Raw genomic sequence first — 14,844 nt, 5'->3', positions numbered from 1 at the left:
GAGGGCAGGCGATGATCCCGGTCAAAGGATATCAAGGCGCAAAGGTCGCCGTGCTGGGGTTGGGGCGTTCGGGGCTGGCGACGGCGCGCAGCCTTCGCGAAGGCGGCGCTGAGGCGCTGTGCTGGGATGACAATCCGGCGGCGCGGGAGGCGGCGGAGGCGGAAGGCTTCGCCTGCCGCGACCTGCATAAGCAGGGGGCGTTTGAAGGCGTGGCGGCGCTGATTACTTCGCCCGGCATTCCGCATCTCTATCCCAAGCCCAATCCGGTGATCCGGGCCGCGATGGACGCGGGCGTGCCGGTGGACAATGATATTGGCCTCTTTTTCCGCTCCTTTGCCGATGCCGAGTGGCAGATGCACGACCAGCCGCCACGGGTGGTGGCGGTGACCGGCTCCAACGGCAAGTCGACCACGGTGGCGCTGCTGCATCACATCCTGCAGGAGGCCGGGCGCGAGAGCCAGCTGGCGGGCAATATCGGCCGCGGCGTGCTGGATATCGATCCGCCGGGCGACGGCGGCGTGGTGGTGCTGGAGCTGTCGAGCTATCAGACCGAACTGGCCCGTGCTTTGACCCCGGATGTGGCGGTCTTCACCAACCTCTCGCCCGATCACCTGGACCGGCACGGCGGCATGGGCGGCTATTTCGCGGCAAAGCGGCGTCTGTTTGCCGAAGGCGGGCCGGACCGGGCAGTCATTGGCATCGACGAAGACGAGGGGCTGTTTCTGGCTGGTCAGCTATCGGAAGGGTTGGGCGATGACCGGGTGATCCGGATTTCCGCCGCGCGCAAGCTGACCGGGCCGGGCTGGCAGGTCTTTGCCCGCAAAGGGTTTCTGAGCGAGTACCGCAAGGGGCGGCAGGCAGCGTCGATCGACCTGCGGGACATGATGGGTTTGCCGGGAGCGCACAATCATCAGAACGCCTGTGCGGCTTATGCGGCGGCGCGCTCCCTGGGGCTGGCGCCGCGGCTGATCGGCGAGGCGATGGCCACCTTCCCCGGCCTGCCGCACCGCAGCCAGACCATCGCTGAGGCGGACGGTGTGCGTTACGTGAATGACAGCAAGGCCACCAATCTGGACAGTGCAGTGAAAGCGCTGGGGGCATTCAAAAACATCCGCTGGATCTGCGGCGGGCTGGAAAAGGACGGCGGGCTTGATGCGCTGCAGGGGCAGACCGGCAATGTGGTGAAAGCCTATGTGATCGGCCGCGAGGCGGCGGGATTTGCGCTGCAGCTGGATGTGGAGGCAGAGGTCTGCACCACCATGGCGGCGGCGGTTGAGCGGGCCATGGATGAAGCGCAGGCAGGCGACACCGTGCTGCTGGCGCCTGCGGCGGCGAGCTTTGACCAGTATGACAATTTCGAACAGCGCGGCGATGACTTTGCGGCGGAAGTGAAGGCCCGGCTGGGATAGGCCGGCGGAGCGGGGTGAGACGATGAGCACAGAAACCAGGAACACCGTGATGCTGGCCTTCCAGGTCATTCCGCGGCTGCGGGAAGGCAACAACTTTGAGGTGGTCGACCAGGCGATTGCCGTGGTGAAGGACGCCGGCGTGCCGTTTCAGGTTGGTGCGATGGAAACCACCATGAAGGGCGAGCTGGACCAGCTGCTGGAGATCGTGAAGCGGGCCGAGAAAGCCTGTTTGGATGCTGGCGCGGTGGAGGTGATCACCAATATCAAGATCCACACCACCACGCCTGAGGCGCATGACACATTCTGCACCTATACCCGCGGGGTGACGCCGAACAACAAGGTGTTCATCGAGGACTGAGCGGACGGGCTGAGCAGGGAGGAGCTTCCAGACTCACCCAAGCGGAAAATCCGCCTCTGATCCCCCATCGCATGATCTGTGCCTGCCAGAGCTGCCGCGCGCGCTCAAGGGAAACAGCGGTATCCGCCTTTGGCGGAGCCTCCGCGATTTCCCTTGACCCCGCCCGCCATCCCCGGCCGTCTCTGCTCAGGCGAAGGCGGCTCCGAAGCGGAAAGTTCCGGAAAAGGCTCAGATGGTTGCGGCGATGGCGGTGCCGGCCGCAAAACCGGAGGACCAGGCCCATTGGAAGTTGTAGCCGCCAAGCCAGCCGGTGACATCCACCGCCTCGCCGATGGCATAGAGGCCCGGGGCGGCTTTGGCTTCCATGGTTTTGGAGGAGAGGCCATCGGTATCGATGCCGCCAAGCGTGACTTCGGCGGTGCGGTAACCCTCGGTGCCGGCGGGCAGCAGGTGCCAGTTCTGCAAGGCATCGCAAAGGGCCTGCAGCGCGGCATCGGACTGGTCGGCCAGACGGCCCTTGAGATCCAGCTGCGGCTTCAGGAAATCCACCAGCTTGCCGGGCAGATGGCGGGAGAGCTCGGTTGTCAGGTCGCGGCGGCCCTCGGCCTGGCGCTGCTCGCGAAGAAGAGTGAATAGAGGTGTTTCCGGGATCAGGTTCACCGTGATCTCTTCACCCTCGTGCCAGTAGGAGGAAAGCTGCAGAACTGATGGCCCCGAGAGGCCGCGGTGGGTGAACAGCAGCGCCTCGTCGAATGAGGTGCGTGCGTTGCTGAGGCGCGCAGGCAAAGCGGTGCCGGCGAGCGGTTTGAAGCGGCCGTCCGGGAAGGTGAAGGGCACGAGGCCCGCGCGGGTCTCTGTCACCGCCAGCCCGAACTGGCGGGCGAGATCATAGGCAAGGCCGGTGGCGCCCATCTTGGGGATCGACTTGCCGCCGGTGGCCAGCACCAGGTTGCGGCAGGTGACGGTGTGCGCTTTGCCCTCGCGCAGGAGCTTGACCCGGTAGCCCGCCGGGGTCGTTTCCACGGTTTCGACGGCGGTTTGCAGCCAGAGATCAGCCCCGGCCTGGCGCATCTCCTCCGCCAGCAGGGTGATGATCTGTTTCGAGGAGCCGTCGCAGAACAGCTGGCCCAGGGTTTTCTCGTGCCAGGCGATGCCGTGGCGGCTGACCAGATCGATGAAATCCCATTGGGTGTAGCGGGCCAGCGCCGACTTGCAGAAATGCGGATTGGCCGACAGGTAGTTCTTGGCCTCGGCATACATGTTGGTGAAGTTGCAGCGGCCGCCGCCGGAGATGCGGATCTTCTCGCCCGGCGCCTTGGCGTGGTCGATCACCAAAGTGCTGCCGCCCGAATAACGCGCGCACATCATGCCGGCCGCACCGGCGCCGAGAATCAGAGTGTTTACCTGCATGGCGCGCATCGACCACGGAAGCGGCGTCGGCGCAAGGGGGCGGGGGTGCGGGCCGGTTAATGGGGGGCGATGGAAGGGCTTGGGATGCGCCTGGACCTGAGCAGGGGAAGTGTTTGGTTGAGCGAGTTGCGGCGAATGTGTGCGTCGAGCCCAATTCTACGTAAGCAAGCCTATTCTTTCCAAGGCTCGCTCATCTCTTTCAATTCCAAGTCCATTGAGCCAGTAAGCCGTTCTTGTGCGCATGTGGAGCAAAGAAAAATTTCTCGATACATTTGCTGGTCAGCGCCGTCTAAACACTGCCAAAGATTGCAGATGGAAACGAGAACGGCCTGTATGTCGCTTCGTTCAATCCGCTGTTCGCAAACCCAACATTGTCGTACAATCATAAGGTAGCAATAAGTTCCTAGTCTTAAAACTTCAACGGGAGCAATGCTCCGTTAGCCGTCGTCCAACGCGATGATTGGCAAAGCCTGCATTCTGCACCTAGCAGCCGCAAGATCCGGTCACATTCGCGATCATCCGGGTGCCTGGGGCGGGGCACTCCGGCGGCCAAGGCGGTTCGCTGTGCATGCCGCAGCTGGCGCGGGACTGCCGGCGGCAGCGCTCCGGCGGCAGCTTCCTGCCTGTCAAGACGGCCTGCGGTCCCGGCGGTGGTTTTCCGCCGAACTGTGTTCTTTTTCTGGCGCCATCGCTCACGATTCGTTACAGTTTCCTTGAGACCCCGAAAACGGGGCGGAGCGAGGCATATAGTGGCGGTATTCCCATGACTGAGATGGTCTATGGCGCGGTTCCCGTGCAGGCAGGTGAACCGATTCTCCCCAAATGGTGGCGGACGCTGGATAAGTGGACGATGTCCTGCATCCTGATGCTGTTCGTGATCGGTTTGCTGCTGGGGCTGGCGGCCTCGGTGCCGCTGGCAGAGAGGAACGGGTTCGGCAATTTCCACTATGTGCAGCGGCAGGCGGTCTTTGGCCTGACGGCGCTGGCGGCGATGCTGATCACCTCGGTGATGTCGCCCACGCTGGTGCGGCGGCTGGCGGTGCTGGGCTTTGCCGTGGCCTTTGTCGCCTTGGCGTTTCTGCCGATCTTCGGAACCGATTTCGGCAAGGGCGCGGTGCGCTGGTATTCGCTTGGCTTTGCCTCGCTGCAGCCCTCGGAATTCCTGAAGCCGGGCTTCATTGTGGTGGCGGCCTGGATGATTGCCGCCAGCCAGCAGATCAACGGCCCGCCGGGCACGCTGATGTCCTTCGGCCTGTGCCTGGCTGTGGTCATGATGCTGGTTTTGCAGCCGGATTTCGGCCAGGCCAGCCTGATCCTGTTCGGCTGGGGAGTGATGTATTTTGTCGCCGGAGCGCCGATGCTGCTCTTGGTCTGCATGGCGGGCGTGGTCGTGATGGGGGGCATCTTTGCCTATAACAGCTCCGAGCACTTTGCCCGCCGCATCGACGGCTTCCTGAACCCGGATGTCGATCCGACCACCCAGCTGGGCTACGCCACCAATGCGATCCGCGAGGGCGGCTTGTTCGGGGTTGGCGTTGGCGAAGGCCAGGTGAAATGGTCGCTGCCTGATGCCCATACCGATTTCATCGTGGCCGTCGCGGCTGAAGAATACGGGCTGGTGCTGGTGGTGGTCCTGATCGCGCTTTACGCCTCGATCGTGGTGCGCTCGCTGTTCCGGCTGATGCGCGAGCGCGATACCTTTATCCGTCTGGCGGGCACCGGCCTGGTGTGCATGTTCGGCGTGCAGGCGATGATCAACATGGGCGTTGCGGTGCGCCTGCTGCCTGCCAAGGGCATGACGCTGCCGTTTGTGAGCTACGGCGGATCCTCGCTGATTGCCACCGGCATTGCGGTGGGTATGCTGCTGGCCTTTACCCGGACCCGTCCGCAGGGCGGGATTGCCGACTACCTGAACGGCCGCGGCCGCTGAGAGATCTGGAAAGAGACCCCCTGGGATGGCACAGAAACTGCTCTTGATGGCGGCTGGCGGGACCGGCGGCCACATGTTTCCGGCGCAGTCGCTGGCGGAGACGATGCTGGCCCGCGGCTGGCGGGTGAAGCTGTCAACGGATGCGCGCGGGGCGCGCTACACCGGCGCCTTTCCGGAGGCGGTTGAGATTTCCGAGGTGTCATCGGCCACCTTTGCCCGCGGCGGCCTGCTGGCCAAGGCGTTGGTGGGGCCGAAGATTGCCGGCGGCGTTCTGTCGATGATGATGCAGATGCGGCGCGAGCGGCCGAATGCGGTCATCGGCTTCGGCGGCTACCCGTCGATCCCGGCGCTGGGGGCGGCAACGCTGCTGAAGCTGCCGCGGATGATCCATGAGCAGAACGGCGTTCTGGGCCGGGTCAATCAGATCTTTGCCAAGCGGGTTGCGGGCGTTGCCTGCGGCACCTGGCCGACCGTGCTGCCGGACGGGGTGCCGCATGAGCATGTGGGCAACCCGGTGCGCGGTGCGGTGATGGAGCGGGCAGGGGCCGGCTATATTCCGCCGGGCGATTACCCGATGTCGCTCTTGGTGATGGGCGGCAGCCAGGGCGCGCGCATCCTGTCGGATGTGGTGCCGGGTGCGATCGCAGCCCTGCCGGAAGCCATGCGCCAGCACCTGCGGGTGTCGCATCAGGCGCGCAGCGAAGATCTGGAACGGGTCAGCGCCTTTTATGCGAAGAATGGGATCAACGCTGATGTGCAGACCTTTTTCAATGATGTGCCTTCGCGCATGTCCGAAGCGCAGCTGGTGATCTCGCGCTCGGGGGCGTCTTCGGTGGCTGACATCTCGGTCATCGGGCGGCCCTCGATCCTGATCCCCTTTGCGGCTGCCGCTGGCGACCATCAAACCGCCAACGCCCGCGGGCTGGTTGACGCTAATGCTGCCGTGATGATCCCGGAAAGCGCCCTTGATGTTCCGGCGCTGGCAGAGCATATGGGCGCGATTCTGAGTAACCCGCAGGCTGCGACACAGATGTCGGCTGCCGCTTTGAGCGCCGGGGTTCCCGATGCTGCCGAACGTCTGGCGGCACTGGTGGAGCAGCTGGCCGAGGAAGGATAAACGTTATGAACCCTGCAACCAAACTGCCTGGTGACGTCGGCCCGATCCATTTCGTGGGGATCGGAGGCATCGGCATGTCAGGCATCGCCGAGGTCTTGCTGAACCTCGGCTACATGGTGCAGGGGTCGGACCTGAAGTCCTCGAAGATCACCAATCGCCTGGAAGAGCTGGGCGCGCGGATCTTTGTAGGCCAGAAGGCGGAGAACCTGGAGGAAGCCGCGGTCGTGGTGATCTCCTCGGCAATCAAACCGGGCAACCCTGAGCTGGACGAGGCGCGCCTGCGCGGCCTGCCGGTGGTGCGCCGGGCCGATATGCTGGCCGAGCTGATGCGGCTGAAGTCCAACGTCGCCATTGCCGGCACCCACGGCAAGACCACCACCACCACCATGATGGCGGAGCTGATGGTGGCGGGCGGTTTCGATCCCACGATTATCAACGGCGGCATCATTCACGCCTACGGCTCCAACGCGCGGATGGGGCAGGGCGAATGGATGGTGGTCGAGGCGGATGAAAGCGACGGCTCCTTCAACCGGCTGCCTGCGACCATCGCTGTGGTGACCAATATCGACCCCGAGCATATGGAGCATTGGGGCGACTTCGACACGTTGCGCGACGGCTTCCTGGAGTTTGTCTCCAACATTCCCTTCTACGGCATTGCAGTCTGCTGCACCGACCATCCCGAGGTGCAGGCGCTGATCGGGCGGATCTCGGACCGCCGTGTTGTCACCTATGGTTTTAACGCCCAGGCCGATGTGCGGGCGGTGAACCTGACCTATAAGGCGGGCGTTGCCCATTTCGATGTGCATCTGCAGGCCGAGGACCGGGTGATCGAGGGCTGTACCCTGCCGATGCCGGGCGATCATAACGTCTCGAATGCGCTCTCCGCTGTTGCGGTTGCGAGGCATCTGGGCATGAACAGTACCGAGATCCGCGAGGCGCTGGCAGCTTTTGGCGGAGTGAACCGGCGCTTTACCAAGGTTGGCGAGGTGGACGGCGTCACCATCATCGACGATTACGGCCACCACCCGGTAGAGATTGCGGCGGTGCTGAAGGCGGCGCGCCAGGCCTGCGAGGGCCGGGTGATCGCGGTGCATCAGCCGCACCGCTACACGCGTCTGTCGAGCCTGTTCGATGATTTCTGCGCCTGCTTCAATGAGGCGGATGTGGTGGCCATTGCCGAGGTCTTTGCCGCCGGAGAAGAGCCGATTGAAGGCGCCAGCCGCGACGATCTGGTGGCGGGTCTGATCCGCCACGGCCACCGCCATGCCCGCGCCATCCTGAGCGAGGACGACCTGGAGCGCCTTGTGCGCGAGCAGGCCCGGCCCGGCGATATGGTGGTGTGCCTCGGCGCCGGCACCATCAGCACCTGGGCCAACGGCCTGCCGGACCGGCTGCAGGGCTGAGGAGGGCCGGGGCATGACCCTTTCGCTGACACTCGCCGCTGTCTGGGCTCTGGCGGCCAATATCCTGGCGATGATCCCCAGCCGGGATAACCACTGGCGGCGGGCCTATGTGCTGATTGCGCTGGGAATCCCTTTGCTGGGCTATGTCACGTATGAGAACGGCCCCTGGTGGGGGCTGGCGGTGCTGCTGGCAGGCATGTCGGTTCTGCGCTGGCCTGTGATTTACCTCGGCCGCTGGATCAAGAGAGGGCTGAGCCGCTGAGCGGCAGCCCGTCAGCTCTGATTTTCACTGGATTTCCAGCAAATACACCGCTTCCCGTTTACCGGGTGTTTCCGTTGTTGTGATAGTTTCCGGGGAAGCCTGGCGGAAATCTGCTGCCAGTCTGTGTTGTGTTGAGTTGTGTTGATTGCCGGCAGCCGGGTTATGGCGGTCCGGCTTCCAGCCCGAGTGTTCTGCCGGAGGCAGGTTGTGTTTGCGATCGTGTTGATTTGGCTGGTGTTTGGCCTGGTGTGGCTGATCAGCTTTTATTACCTGGCCCGGTTTCAGCGGTTCAGGCTGGCGCAGGCGCTGGTGCTGTTCTGGCTGGCGGTTCTGATCCTGCTGGCGCTTGGCATCTACCACAGAAATCATGAGCACGACATTCGCCAGGTCGTGTTGTCCCTTTATTTCAACGGCCATCTTGTTTACGGACTATGCGCGTTCATTGGCTGGAACTTGGGACGAAAGAGACGATGGCGGCGCAATCTGAAATTATTCTTCCGGCGGCTCGCGGGCGGCTCACCGGGCAGAAACCGCTCGCGGAGCTGACCTGGCTGCGGGTCGGCGGCCCTGCGGATCATCTGTTCCAGCCGGCCGACACGGAAGACTTGGCCGCTTTCCTGCGGGCGCTGGATCCGGCGGTGCCGGTGTTCCCGATGGGGGTGGGCTCCAACCTGATCGTGCGCGATGGCGGATTGCGCGCCGTGGTGGTGCGGCTGGGCCGCGGCTTCAATGCAATCGAGGCAGACGGCGATACGGTAACCGCCGGGGCTGCGGCGCTGGATGCGCATGTGGCCAAGCGCGCGGCGGATGCGGGAATCGACCTGACCTTCCTGCGTACCATTCCCGGCTCGATCGGCGGCGCGGTGCGGATGAATGCGGGCTGCTACGGCAGCTATACGGCGGATGTGTTTGTCTCGGCGACCATCGTGACCCGCGCGGGGGAGGTCCGCGAGATCACCGCCCAAGAACTGGATTTTAAGTACCGCCAGACTGCGTTTCCCGACGGTGCGGTGCTGGTTTCGGCCACTTTGCGCGGACCCAACGGCGATCCGGCGGAACTGCATGCGCGGATGGAGGCGCAGCTGCAGAAGCGCGACGAGACCCAGCCGACCCGCGACCGGTCGGCCGGCTCCACCTTCCGCAACCCGGCCGGGTTTTCCTCGACGGGACGGGCGGATGATGTGCATGACCTCAAGGCCTGGAAGGTGATCGACAATGCCGGCATGCGCGGCGCCCGCCGCGGCGGCGCGCAGATGAGCGAGAAGCACTCGAACTTTCTGATCAACACCGGTGGCGCAACTGCCGCAGATCTGGAGGGATTGGGCGAGGAGGTGCGGAAAAAGGTTTACGCCAATTCCGGCATCACGCTAGAGTGGGAAATCATGCGGATTGGTGATCCGCTTCCCGAATAACTGGAATTCCTCAGCGCTGACAAAGGCTTCTCAGGCCGCAGCCTGAGCGGGGCATGGGCTCCAGCCAGGATCCGGGGGCGGCAATTGTTAAACGTGGTAAAGGCATCGTTAACACCCCGGTAATGATTTGGGCGTTAGGGTGCCGAAGAGGCGGCAATGATATGCCGGTGCAAGGGGCGCAAAGCCTCGCAGAAATCAGCCGGACCCAATCCGGCGCAAAGACATAAGGCGGGTCCGTTCGGGGCTCCAAAAACCAGGGGCGCAAAGCCCCGTATATTGAGGCGCTTGTGGTGAGTAAGTCGAGCAGGGCACTCCCGAAAGTCGCGGTGCTGATGGGCGGACCGTCAGCCGAACGCGAGGTATCGCTGTCCAGCGGCCGCGAATGTGCGGCCGCTCTGCGCGGTGAGGGGTTCGAAGTTATCGAGGTGGATGCGGGCCAGGATCTGTGCGCGCGCCTGCAGGAGATCAAGCCGGATGTGGTCTTCAACGCTCTGCACGGGCGCTGGGGCGAAGATGGCTGCGTGCAGGGCATGCTGGAATGGCTGGGTATCCCTTATACCCACTCCGGTGTGCTGGCCTCAGCCCTGGCGATGGACAAGCAGCGTTCCAAAGACGTGTTCAAAGCGGCCGGTCTGCCGGTCTGCGAAAGCGGGATATTCCCCAAGGATGATGTGAGCGCGGGCCATGTGATGGCGCCGCCCTATGTGGTGAAGCCCAATAACGAAGGCTCCAGTGTCGGCATTTATATCGTGCATGAGGCCGCCAACGGCCCGCCGCAGCTGGCGCCGGAGATGCCTGCAGAAGTGATGGTGGAAACCTTTGCGCCTGGGCGCGAACTGACCACCACGGTGATCGGGGACCGGGCGCTGACGGTGACGGATATCCTGACCGACGGCTGGTATGACTACGACGCCAAGTACAAGCCGGGCGGGTCGCGCCATGTGCTGCCGGCCGATCTGCCGCGGGAAATCTTCGACCTCTGCCTGGACTATGCGTTGACAGCGCATAACGTGCTGGGCTGCCGCGGTGTCAGCCGCACGGATTTCCGCTGGGACGAGGCCCGCGGCGCGAACGGGCTGATCATTCTTGAGACCAATACCCAGCCTGGCATGACCCCGACCTCGCTGGTGCCGGAGCAGGCAGACCATTGCGGCATGACCTTTGGCCAGCTGTGCGCCTGGATGGTGGAGGATGCTTCATGCAACCGCTGAAAGGGCGTTTCCGCCGTGAGCCAAGCGAGCGGGCGGACCCGGCGCCGTCGCGGCTGAAGTACCGGCTGCAGCGCTGGATGCTGACCCCCGGCATCCGCTTTGGCCTGCGGTTCGGCGTGCCGTTCTGCCTGATCTTTGCGGCCGGAAGCGCCTATCTGGCGGATGAAGCCCGCCGCGACGCGCTGCGGGGGCTGGTCAATGATGCCCGCGCCGCGATCGAAGAGCGGCCCGAGTTCATGGTCAATGTGATGGCGGTCGACGGGGCGGGTACCAGCGTGGCGCAGGATATCCGCGAAGTGATGCCGCTGGATTTCCCGGTCAGCTCCTTTGATCTGGACCTGCAGCAGATCCGGGACGTGATCACAGGCCTGGATCCGGTGAAGTCCGCCAGTGTGCGGATCCGGCCGGGCGGCATCCTGCAGGTGGATGTTGAAGAGCGCGAACCGGCGCTGATCTGGCGCAGCCGCGAGGGGCTGGCGCTGCTGGATGAAAACGGCATTCACGTGGCTGAGCTGGGCCACCGCAGCCTGCACCCGGATTTGCCGCTGATTGCGGGCGCGGGGGCGGACGGCGAAGCGGTTGAGGCGCTGCGCCTGTTTGCGGCGGCACGGCCCCTGGGTGCGCGCCTGCGCGGGCTGGTCCGGGTCGGCGAGCGGCGCTGGGACGTGGTGCTGGACCGCAAGCAGCGGATCATGCTGCCGGCGGACAATCCGGTGCCCGCGCTGGAGCGGGTGCTGGCGGTGAGTGAAGTGCAGGATTTGCTGGAACGCGATGTGGCAGCGGTGGATATGCGCCTGGCTGGGCGCCCGACCATCCGCATGACCGAAAACTCAGTGGAAAACTGGTGGCGGATCCGGCAGCTGAACGGGGGCGGGCAGTAACAATGACAGATCTCTATCAATCCCAAAGGGCGATGCGCCAGATGCGCCGCCAGGCGATGCAGCGCGGCGTGGTCGCCATTCTGGATGTGGGCAGCTCCAAGATAGCCTGCCTGGTGCTGCGCTTTGACGGCTCCGGCCGCCTCAGCGAGGACGGCTCGATCGGCGCCTTGGCCGGGCAGTCAGGCTTCCGGGTGATCGGCGCTGCCACCACGCGGTCGCGCGGGGTGCAGTTTGGCGAGATCAATGCCATGCAGGAGACCGAGCGGGCAATCCGCACCGCAGTGCAGGCGGCGCAGAAGATGGCCGAGGTGCGGGTGGATCATGTGATCGCCTGTTTCTCGGGCGCCAATCCGCGTTCCTATGGCCTGGATTCCAAGCTGGAGCTGGAAGGGCAGGTGGTTTCCGAGAATGAGGTGGCGCAGGTGCTGGCCTCTTGCGAGGTGCCGGAGTACGGCGCAGGTCGCGAGGTGCTGCACGCGCAGCCGGTGAACTTTGCGCTCGACAACCGCTCGGGGCTGGGCGATCCGCGCGGCCAGATGGGCCAGACGCTGGCGGTCGACATGCATATGCTGACAGTGGATGCCATCGCGGTGCAGAACCTGGTGCGCTGCATTCAGCGCTGCGATCTGGAGCTGGCGGGGATTGCCTCCTCGGCCTATGCCTCGGGCTTTTCCTCGCTGGTCGAGGATGAGCAGGAGCTGGGCGCGGCCTGTATCGATATGGGTGGCGGCTCGACCTCGATCTCGGTCTTCATGAAAAAGCACATGATCTATGCCGACGCGGTGCGCCTGGGCGGCGATCACATCACCAGCGACATTTCGATGGGGCTGGGGGTGCCGTTGGCGAATGCAGAGCGGATCAAGACCTTCTGCGGCGGGGTGCATGCCACCGGAGCTGATGACCGCGACATGATCGATATCGGTGGCGATACCGGCGACTGGGAGCATGACCGGCGCACCGTCAGCCGGGCGGAGCTGATCGGCATCATGCGGCCGCGCGTCGAAGAGATCCTGGAAGAGGTGCGGGCGCGGCTGGATGCGGCGGGTTTCGAATATCTGCCCAGCCAGCAGATCGTGCTGACCGGCGGCTCCAGCCAGATCATGGGGCTGGACGGGCTGGCGAGCCGCATTCTGGGCCAGCAGGTGCGTCTGGGGCGGCCCTTGCGCGTCCACGGCCTGCCGCAATCGGCGACCGGTCCGGGCTTTGCCTCGGCTGTCGGGCTGTGCCTGTTTGCGGCCCACCCGCAGGACGAATGGTGGGACTTCGACATGCCCGCCAGCCGTCATCCGGCAGGTACTTTGGGCCGGGCTGTGCGCTGGTTCCGCGACAACTGGTAAGCAGCAGATCAATTCAACCTTCTTGGCGAATGAGGGCGTGACAGCGTCCTTATGACCCGTTAGGTTGTTCTTAACGTCCGCGAAAACGCGGCGAGTCAGAAGGCCGGGCAGTGGCCGTCACTCAATTCGAAGACCTCCTCCGCAGCAGTGGTTTTGCGGATGGCGGAGCTTTGTTGTGTGTGGCTTGTGCTTGATCCCCAATATCTGCTAGGGACGGCGAAATACCGCGTGTTTGCCTCAGAAAGAGGCCTTATTTTGTGGCGTTTTGCGCTTTTTTGGATGACGCAACATCTGCTGCGCGGTAGGATTATGGTGAATAGGACAGGAACAAGCCCTTTGCGGGAAGGGCGGGTAACACAGGCGGTAAGAGCATGACGTTGAATCTATCGATGCCCGGGCAGGAAGAGTTGAAGCCGAAGATCACGGTGTTTGGTGTCGGCGGGGCCGGCGGCAACGCCGTCAACAACATGATCGAGAAAGAGCTGGACGGCGTTGAATTCGTCGTGGCCAACACCGATGCACAGGCGCTGCAGCAGAGCGCGGCAAAAGCGCGTATCCAGCTGGGTGTGAAAGTCACCGAAGGCCTGGGCGCGGGCGCCCGTCCGCAGGTGGGCTCGGCGGCGGCTGAGGAGAGCATCGAGCAGATCGTCGATCACCTGGCCGGCGCGCATATGTGCTTTATCACTGCCGGCATGGGCGGCGGCACCGGCACCGGTGCGGCGCCGATCATTGCGCAGGCTGCACGGGAACTGGGTGTTCTGACCGTGGGTGTTGTCACCAAGCCGTTCCAGTTTGAAGGGCTGAAGCGGATGCGCCAGGCTGAGGCCGGCGTCGAAAGCCTGCAGAAGGTTGTCGACACGCTGATCATCATTCCGAACCAGAACCTGTTCCGTCTTGCCAACGAAAAGACCACCTTTACCGAGGCGTTCTCGATGGCGGATGACGTTCTGTACCAGGGCGTCAAAGGCGTGACCGATCTGATGGTGCGCCCGGGCCTGATCAACCTCGACTTTGCCGACGTGCGTGCGGTGATGGACGAGATGGGTAAGGCGATGATGGGCACCGGCGAGGGCGAGGGCGAAGACCGCGCTGTCCAGGCGGCCGAGAAGGCGATTGCCAACCCGCTGCTGGACGAAATCAGCCTGAAAGGCGCGCGCGGCGTGCTGATCAACATCACCGGCTCGCACGACCTGACCCTGTTCGAGCTGGACGAGGCTGCCAACCGCATCCGCGAAGAGGTGGATCCGGACGCCAACATCATCGTCGGCTCGACACTGGATACCGGCATGGAAGGCAAGATGCGGGTCTCCGTTGTGGCCACCGGCATCGACGCCGTGGATGTGAACACCGATATCCCGGTGCCGCGCCGCCCGATGTCTGCGCCGCTGCGCCAGACCGTGACCGTCGAGGAAACCCGCACCGCCGCACCGCTGGAGCTGGAAACCCCGGTGGAACAGCCTGCAGCAGCCGAAGCCGCGCCGGTTCCGGAAGCCGCCGAAGCGGAACAGTCCGCCCCGGCGCTGGAAGAGCCGTCGCTGTTTGCCGAAATGAACGCGGAGCAGGCCGCAGCTCAGGAGCAGGCTGAGGACATCTTTGAAGAGGTCGAACCGATGGGCGACGACGGTCTGCCGCCGCCCGCTTACCAGCCGCAGGTGCCGGAGTTCCGCCCGCAGGCGGATGCCGTGGACGCGCAGCCCGAAGCCTCTTTTGTAGCGCCGAAAGCGCCCGCGCCGGGCACCCCGTCGCCGCAGGCGCTGGAACGCCTGCAGGCCGCGGCTCAGCGGGTTCAGTCTCCGGCGGCCCAGCAGGCGCGTCCTGCCGCAGCCCCGGCCGCACCGGCGCCGCAGCAACAGCAGCAGGCGCAGCAGCCTGAGGGCCAGCGCCGCTTTGGTCTCAATTCGCTGATCCACCGGATGACCGGCAGCAATGAAGCCCCGGCTGCCAAGCAGCAGCCGCAGGCGGTGCGCCAGCAGCCTGCCATGCAGGCGCCGGCACCGGCTGCCCAGCCGCAGCAGGCGCAGGCCCAGCAGGCCGATCCGGACCAGGAACGCATCGAAATTCCCGCTTTCCTGCGCCGCCAGGCAAATTAACGGTTCACAAAACCGCTTGAAAAA

General features: G+C 64.4%; 13 protein-coding genes. 12 read left to right on the top strand and 1 reads right to left on the bottom strand.

What is annotated here, in order from left to right; genetic code table 11:
* Positions 1-11: 11 nt before the first annotated feature.
* Together murD and RA20_RS17785 are read left to right on the top strand one after the other, a co-directional pair.
* Positions 12-1,409 (top strand): UDP-N-acetylmuramoyl-L-alanine--D-glutamate ligase, encoded by a 1,398-nt coding sequence (gene murD, locus RA20_RS17790; RefSeq protein ID WP_039131805.1) that lies wholly within the window; start codon positions 12-14, stop codon positions 1,407-1,409.
* A gap of 22 nt (positions 1,410-1,431) precedes the next feature.
* A complete protein-coding gene (locus RA20_RS17785; RefSeq protein ID WP_039131803.1) occupies positions 1,432-1,767 on the top strand; it encodes a thiamine-binding protein in 336 nt (111 codons plus the stop codon).
* Positions 1,768-1,995: 228 nt separating this feature from the next.
* On the opposite strand, the gene RA20_RS17780 is transcribed toward RA20_RS17785, so the two are convergent.
* Positions 1,996-3,177, bottom strand: coding sequence for an NAD(P)/FAD-dependent oxidoreductase (locus tag RA20_RS17780; RefSeq protein WP_039131851.1), 1,182 nt, complete (start codon positions 3,175-3,177; stop codon positions 1,996-1,998).
* Between the two features lie 763 nt (positions 3,178-3,940).
* On the opposite strand from RA20_RS17780, the gene ftsW reads away from it, so the two are divergent.
* The 10 genes from ftsW (at position 3,941) to ftsZ (ending at position 14,820) form a co-directional block, all read left to right on the top strand.
* Complete coding sequence (gene ftsW / locus RA20_RS17775; RefSeq protein WP_039131800.1) at positions 3,941-5,107, top strand: putative lipid II flippase FtsW; 1,167 nt, start codon at positions 3,941-3,943, stop codon at positions 5,105-5,107.
* A 25-nt stretch (positions 5,108-5,132) separates the two neighbouring features.
* The gene (locus tag RA20_RS17770; RefSeq protein WP_039131798.1) at positions 5,133-6,224 is read left to right on the top strand and encodes a UDP-N-acetylglucosamine--N-acetylmuramyl-(pentapeptide) pyrophosphoryl-undecaprenol N-acetylglucosamine transferase; all 1,092 of its coding nucleotides are present in this window, start codon (positions 5,133-5,135) and stop codon (positions 6,222-6,224) included.
* 5 nt (positions 6,225-6,229) lie between these two features.
* Positions 6,230-7,627 (top strand): UDP-N-acetylmuramate--L-alanine ligase, encoded by a 1,398-nt coding sequence (murC, locus tag RA20_RS17765; RefSeq protein WP_039131795.1) that lies wholly within the window; start codon positions 6,230-6,232, stop codon positions 7,625-7,627.
* 13 nt (positions 7,628-7,640) lie between these two features.
* Entirely contained in the window at positions 7,641-7,889 is a 249-nt protein-coding gene (locus tag RA20_RS17760; protein ID WP_039131793.1) for a DUF2484 family protein, read from the top strand.
* Between the two features lie 207 nt (positions 7,890-8,096).
* Positions 8,097-8,435 carry a hypothetical protein gene (locus RA20_RS25840; protein ID WP_193748867.1) on the top strand — a complete coding sequence of 113 codons (339 nt, stop codon included), beginning with the start codon at positions 8,097-8,099 and terminating at the stop codon, positions 8,433-8,435.
* Positions 8,360-9,301 (top strand): UDP-N-acetylmuramate dehydrogenase, encoded by a 942-nt coding sequence (murB, locus tag RA20_RS17750; RefSeq protein ID WP_039131787.1) that lies wholly within the window; start codon positions 8,360-8,362, stop codon positions 9,299-9,301. Before RA20_RS25840 ends, murB begins: the two co-directional genes overlap by 76 nt.
* Positions 9,302-9,591: 290 nt before the next feature.
* On the top strand, positions 9,592-10,512 hold the full coding sequence (locus RA20_RS17745; protein ID WP_082018050.1) for a D-alanine--D-alanine ligase: 921 nt from the start codon (positions 9,592-9,594) through the stop codon (positions 10,510-10,512).
* Complete coding sequence (locus tag RA20_RS17740) at positions 10,500-11,393, top strand: cell division protein FtsQ/DivIB (RefSeq protein WP_039131781.1); 894 nt, start codon at positions 10,500-10,502, stop codon at positions 11,391-11,393. The genes RA20_RS17745 and RA20_RS17740 overlap by 13 nt, the downstream gene beginning before the upstream one ends.
* Before the next feature lie 2 nt (positions 11,394-11,395).
* A complete protein-coding gene (gene ftsA, locus RA20_RS17735) occupies positions 11,396-12,730 on the top strand; it encodes a cell division protein FtsA (protein ID WP_039131779.1) in 1,335 nt (444 codons plus the stop codon).
* Positions 12,731-13,101: 371 nt separating this feature from the next.
* Positions 13,102-14,820, top strand: coding sequence for a cell division protein FtsZ (ftsZ, locus tag RA20_RS17730; protein WP_039131776.1), 1,719 nt, complete (start codon positions 13,102-13,104; stop codon positions 14,818-14,820).
* Positions 14,821-14,844: the final 24 nt, after the last annotated feature.

Source organism: Leisingera sp. ANG-Vp, from assembly GCF_000813725.1.
Taxonomy (GTDB): Bacteria; Pseudomonadota; Alphaproteobacteria; order Rhodobacterales; family Rhodobacteraceae; genus Leisingera.
The sequence above is the reverse complement of the archived record's forward strand: the minus strand, read 5'-3'. Positions and strand labels throughout refer to the sequence as shown.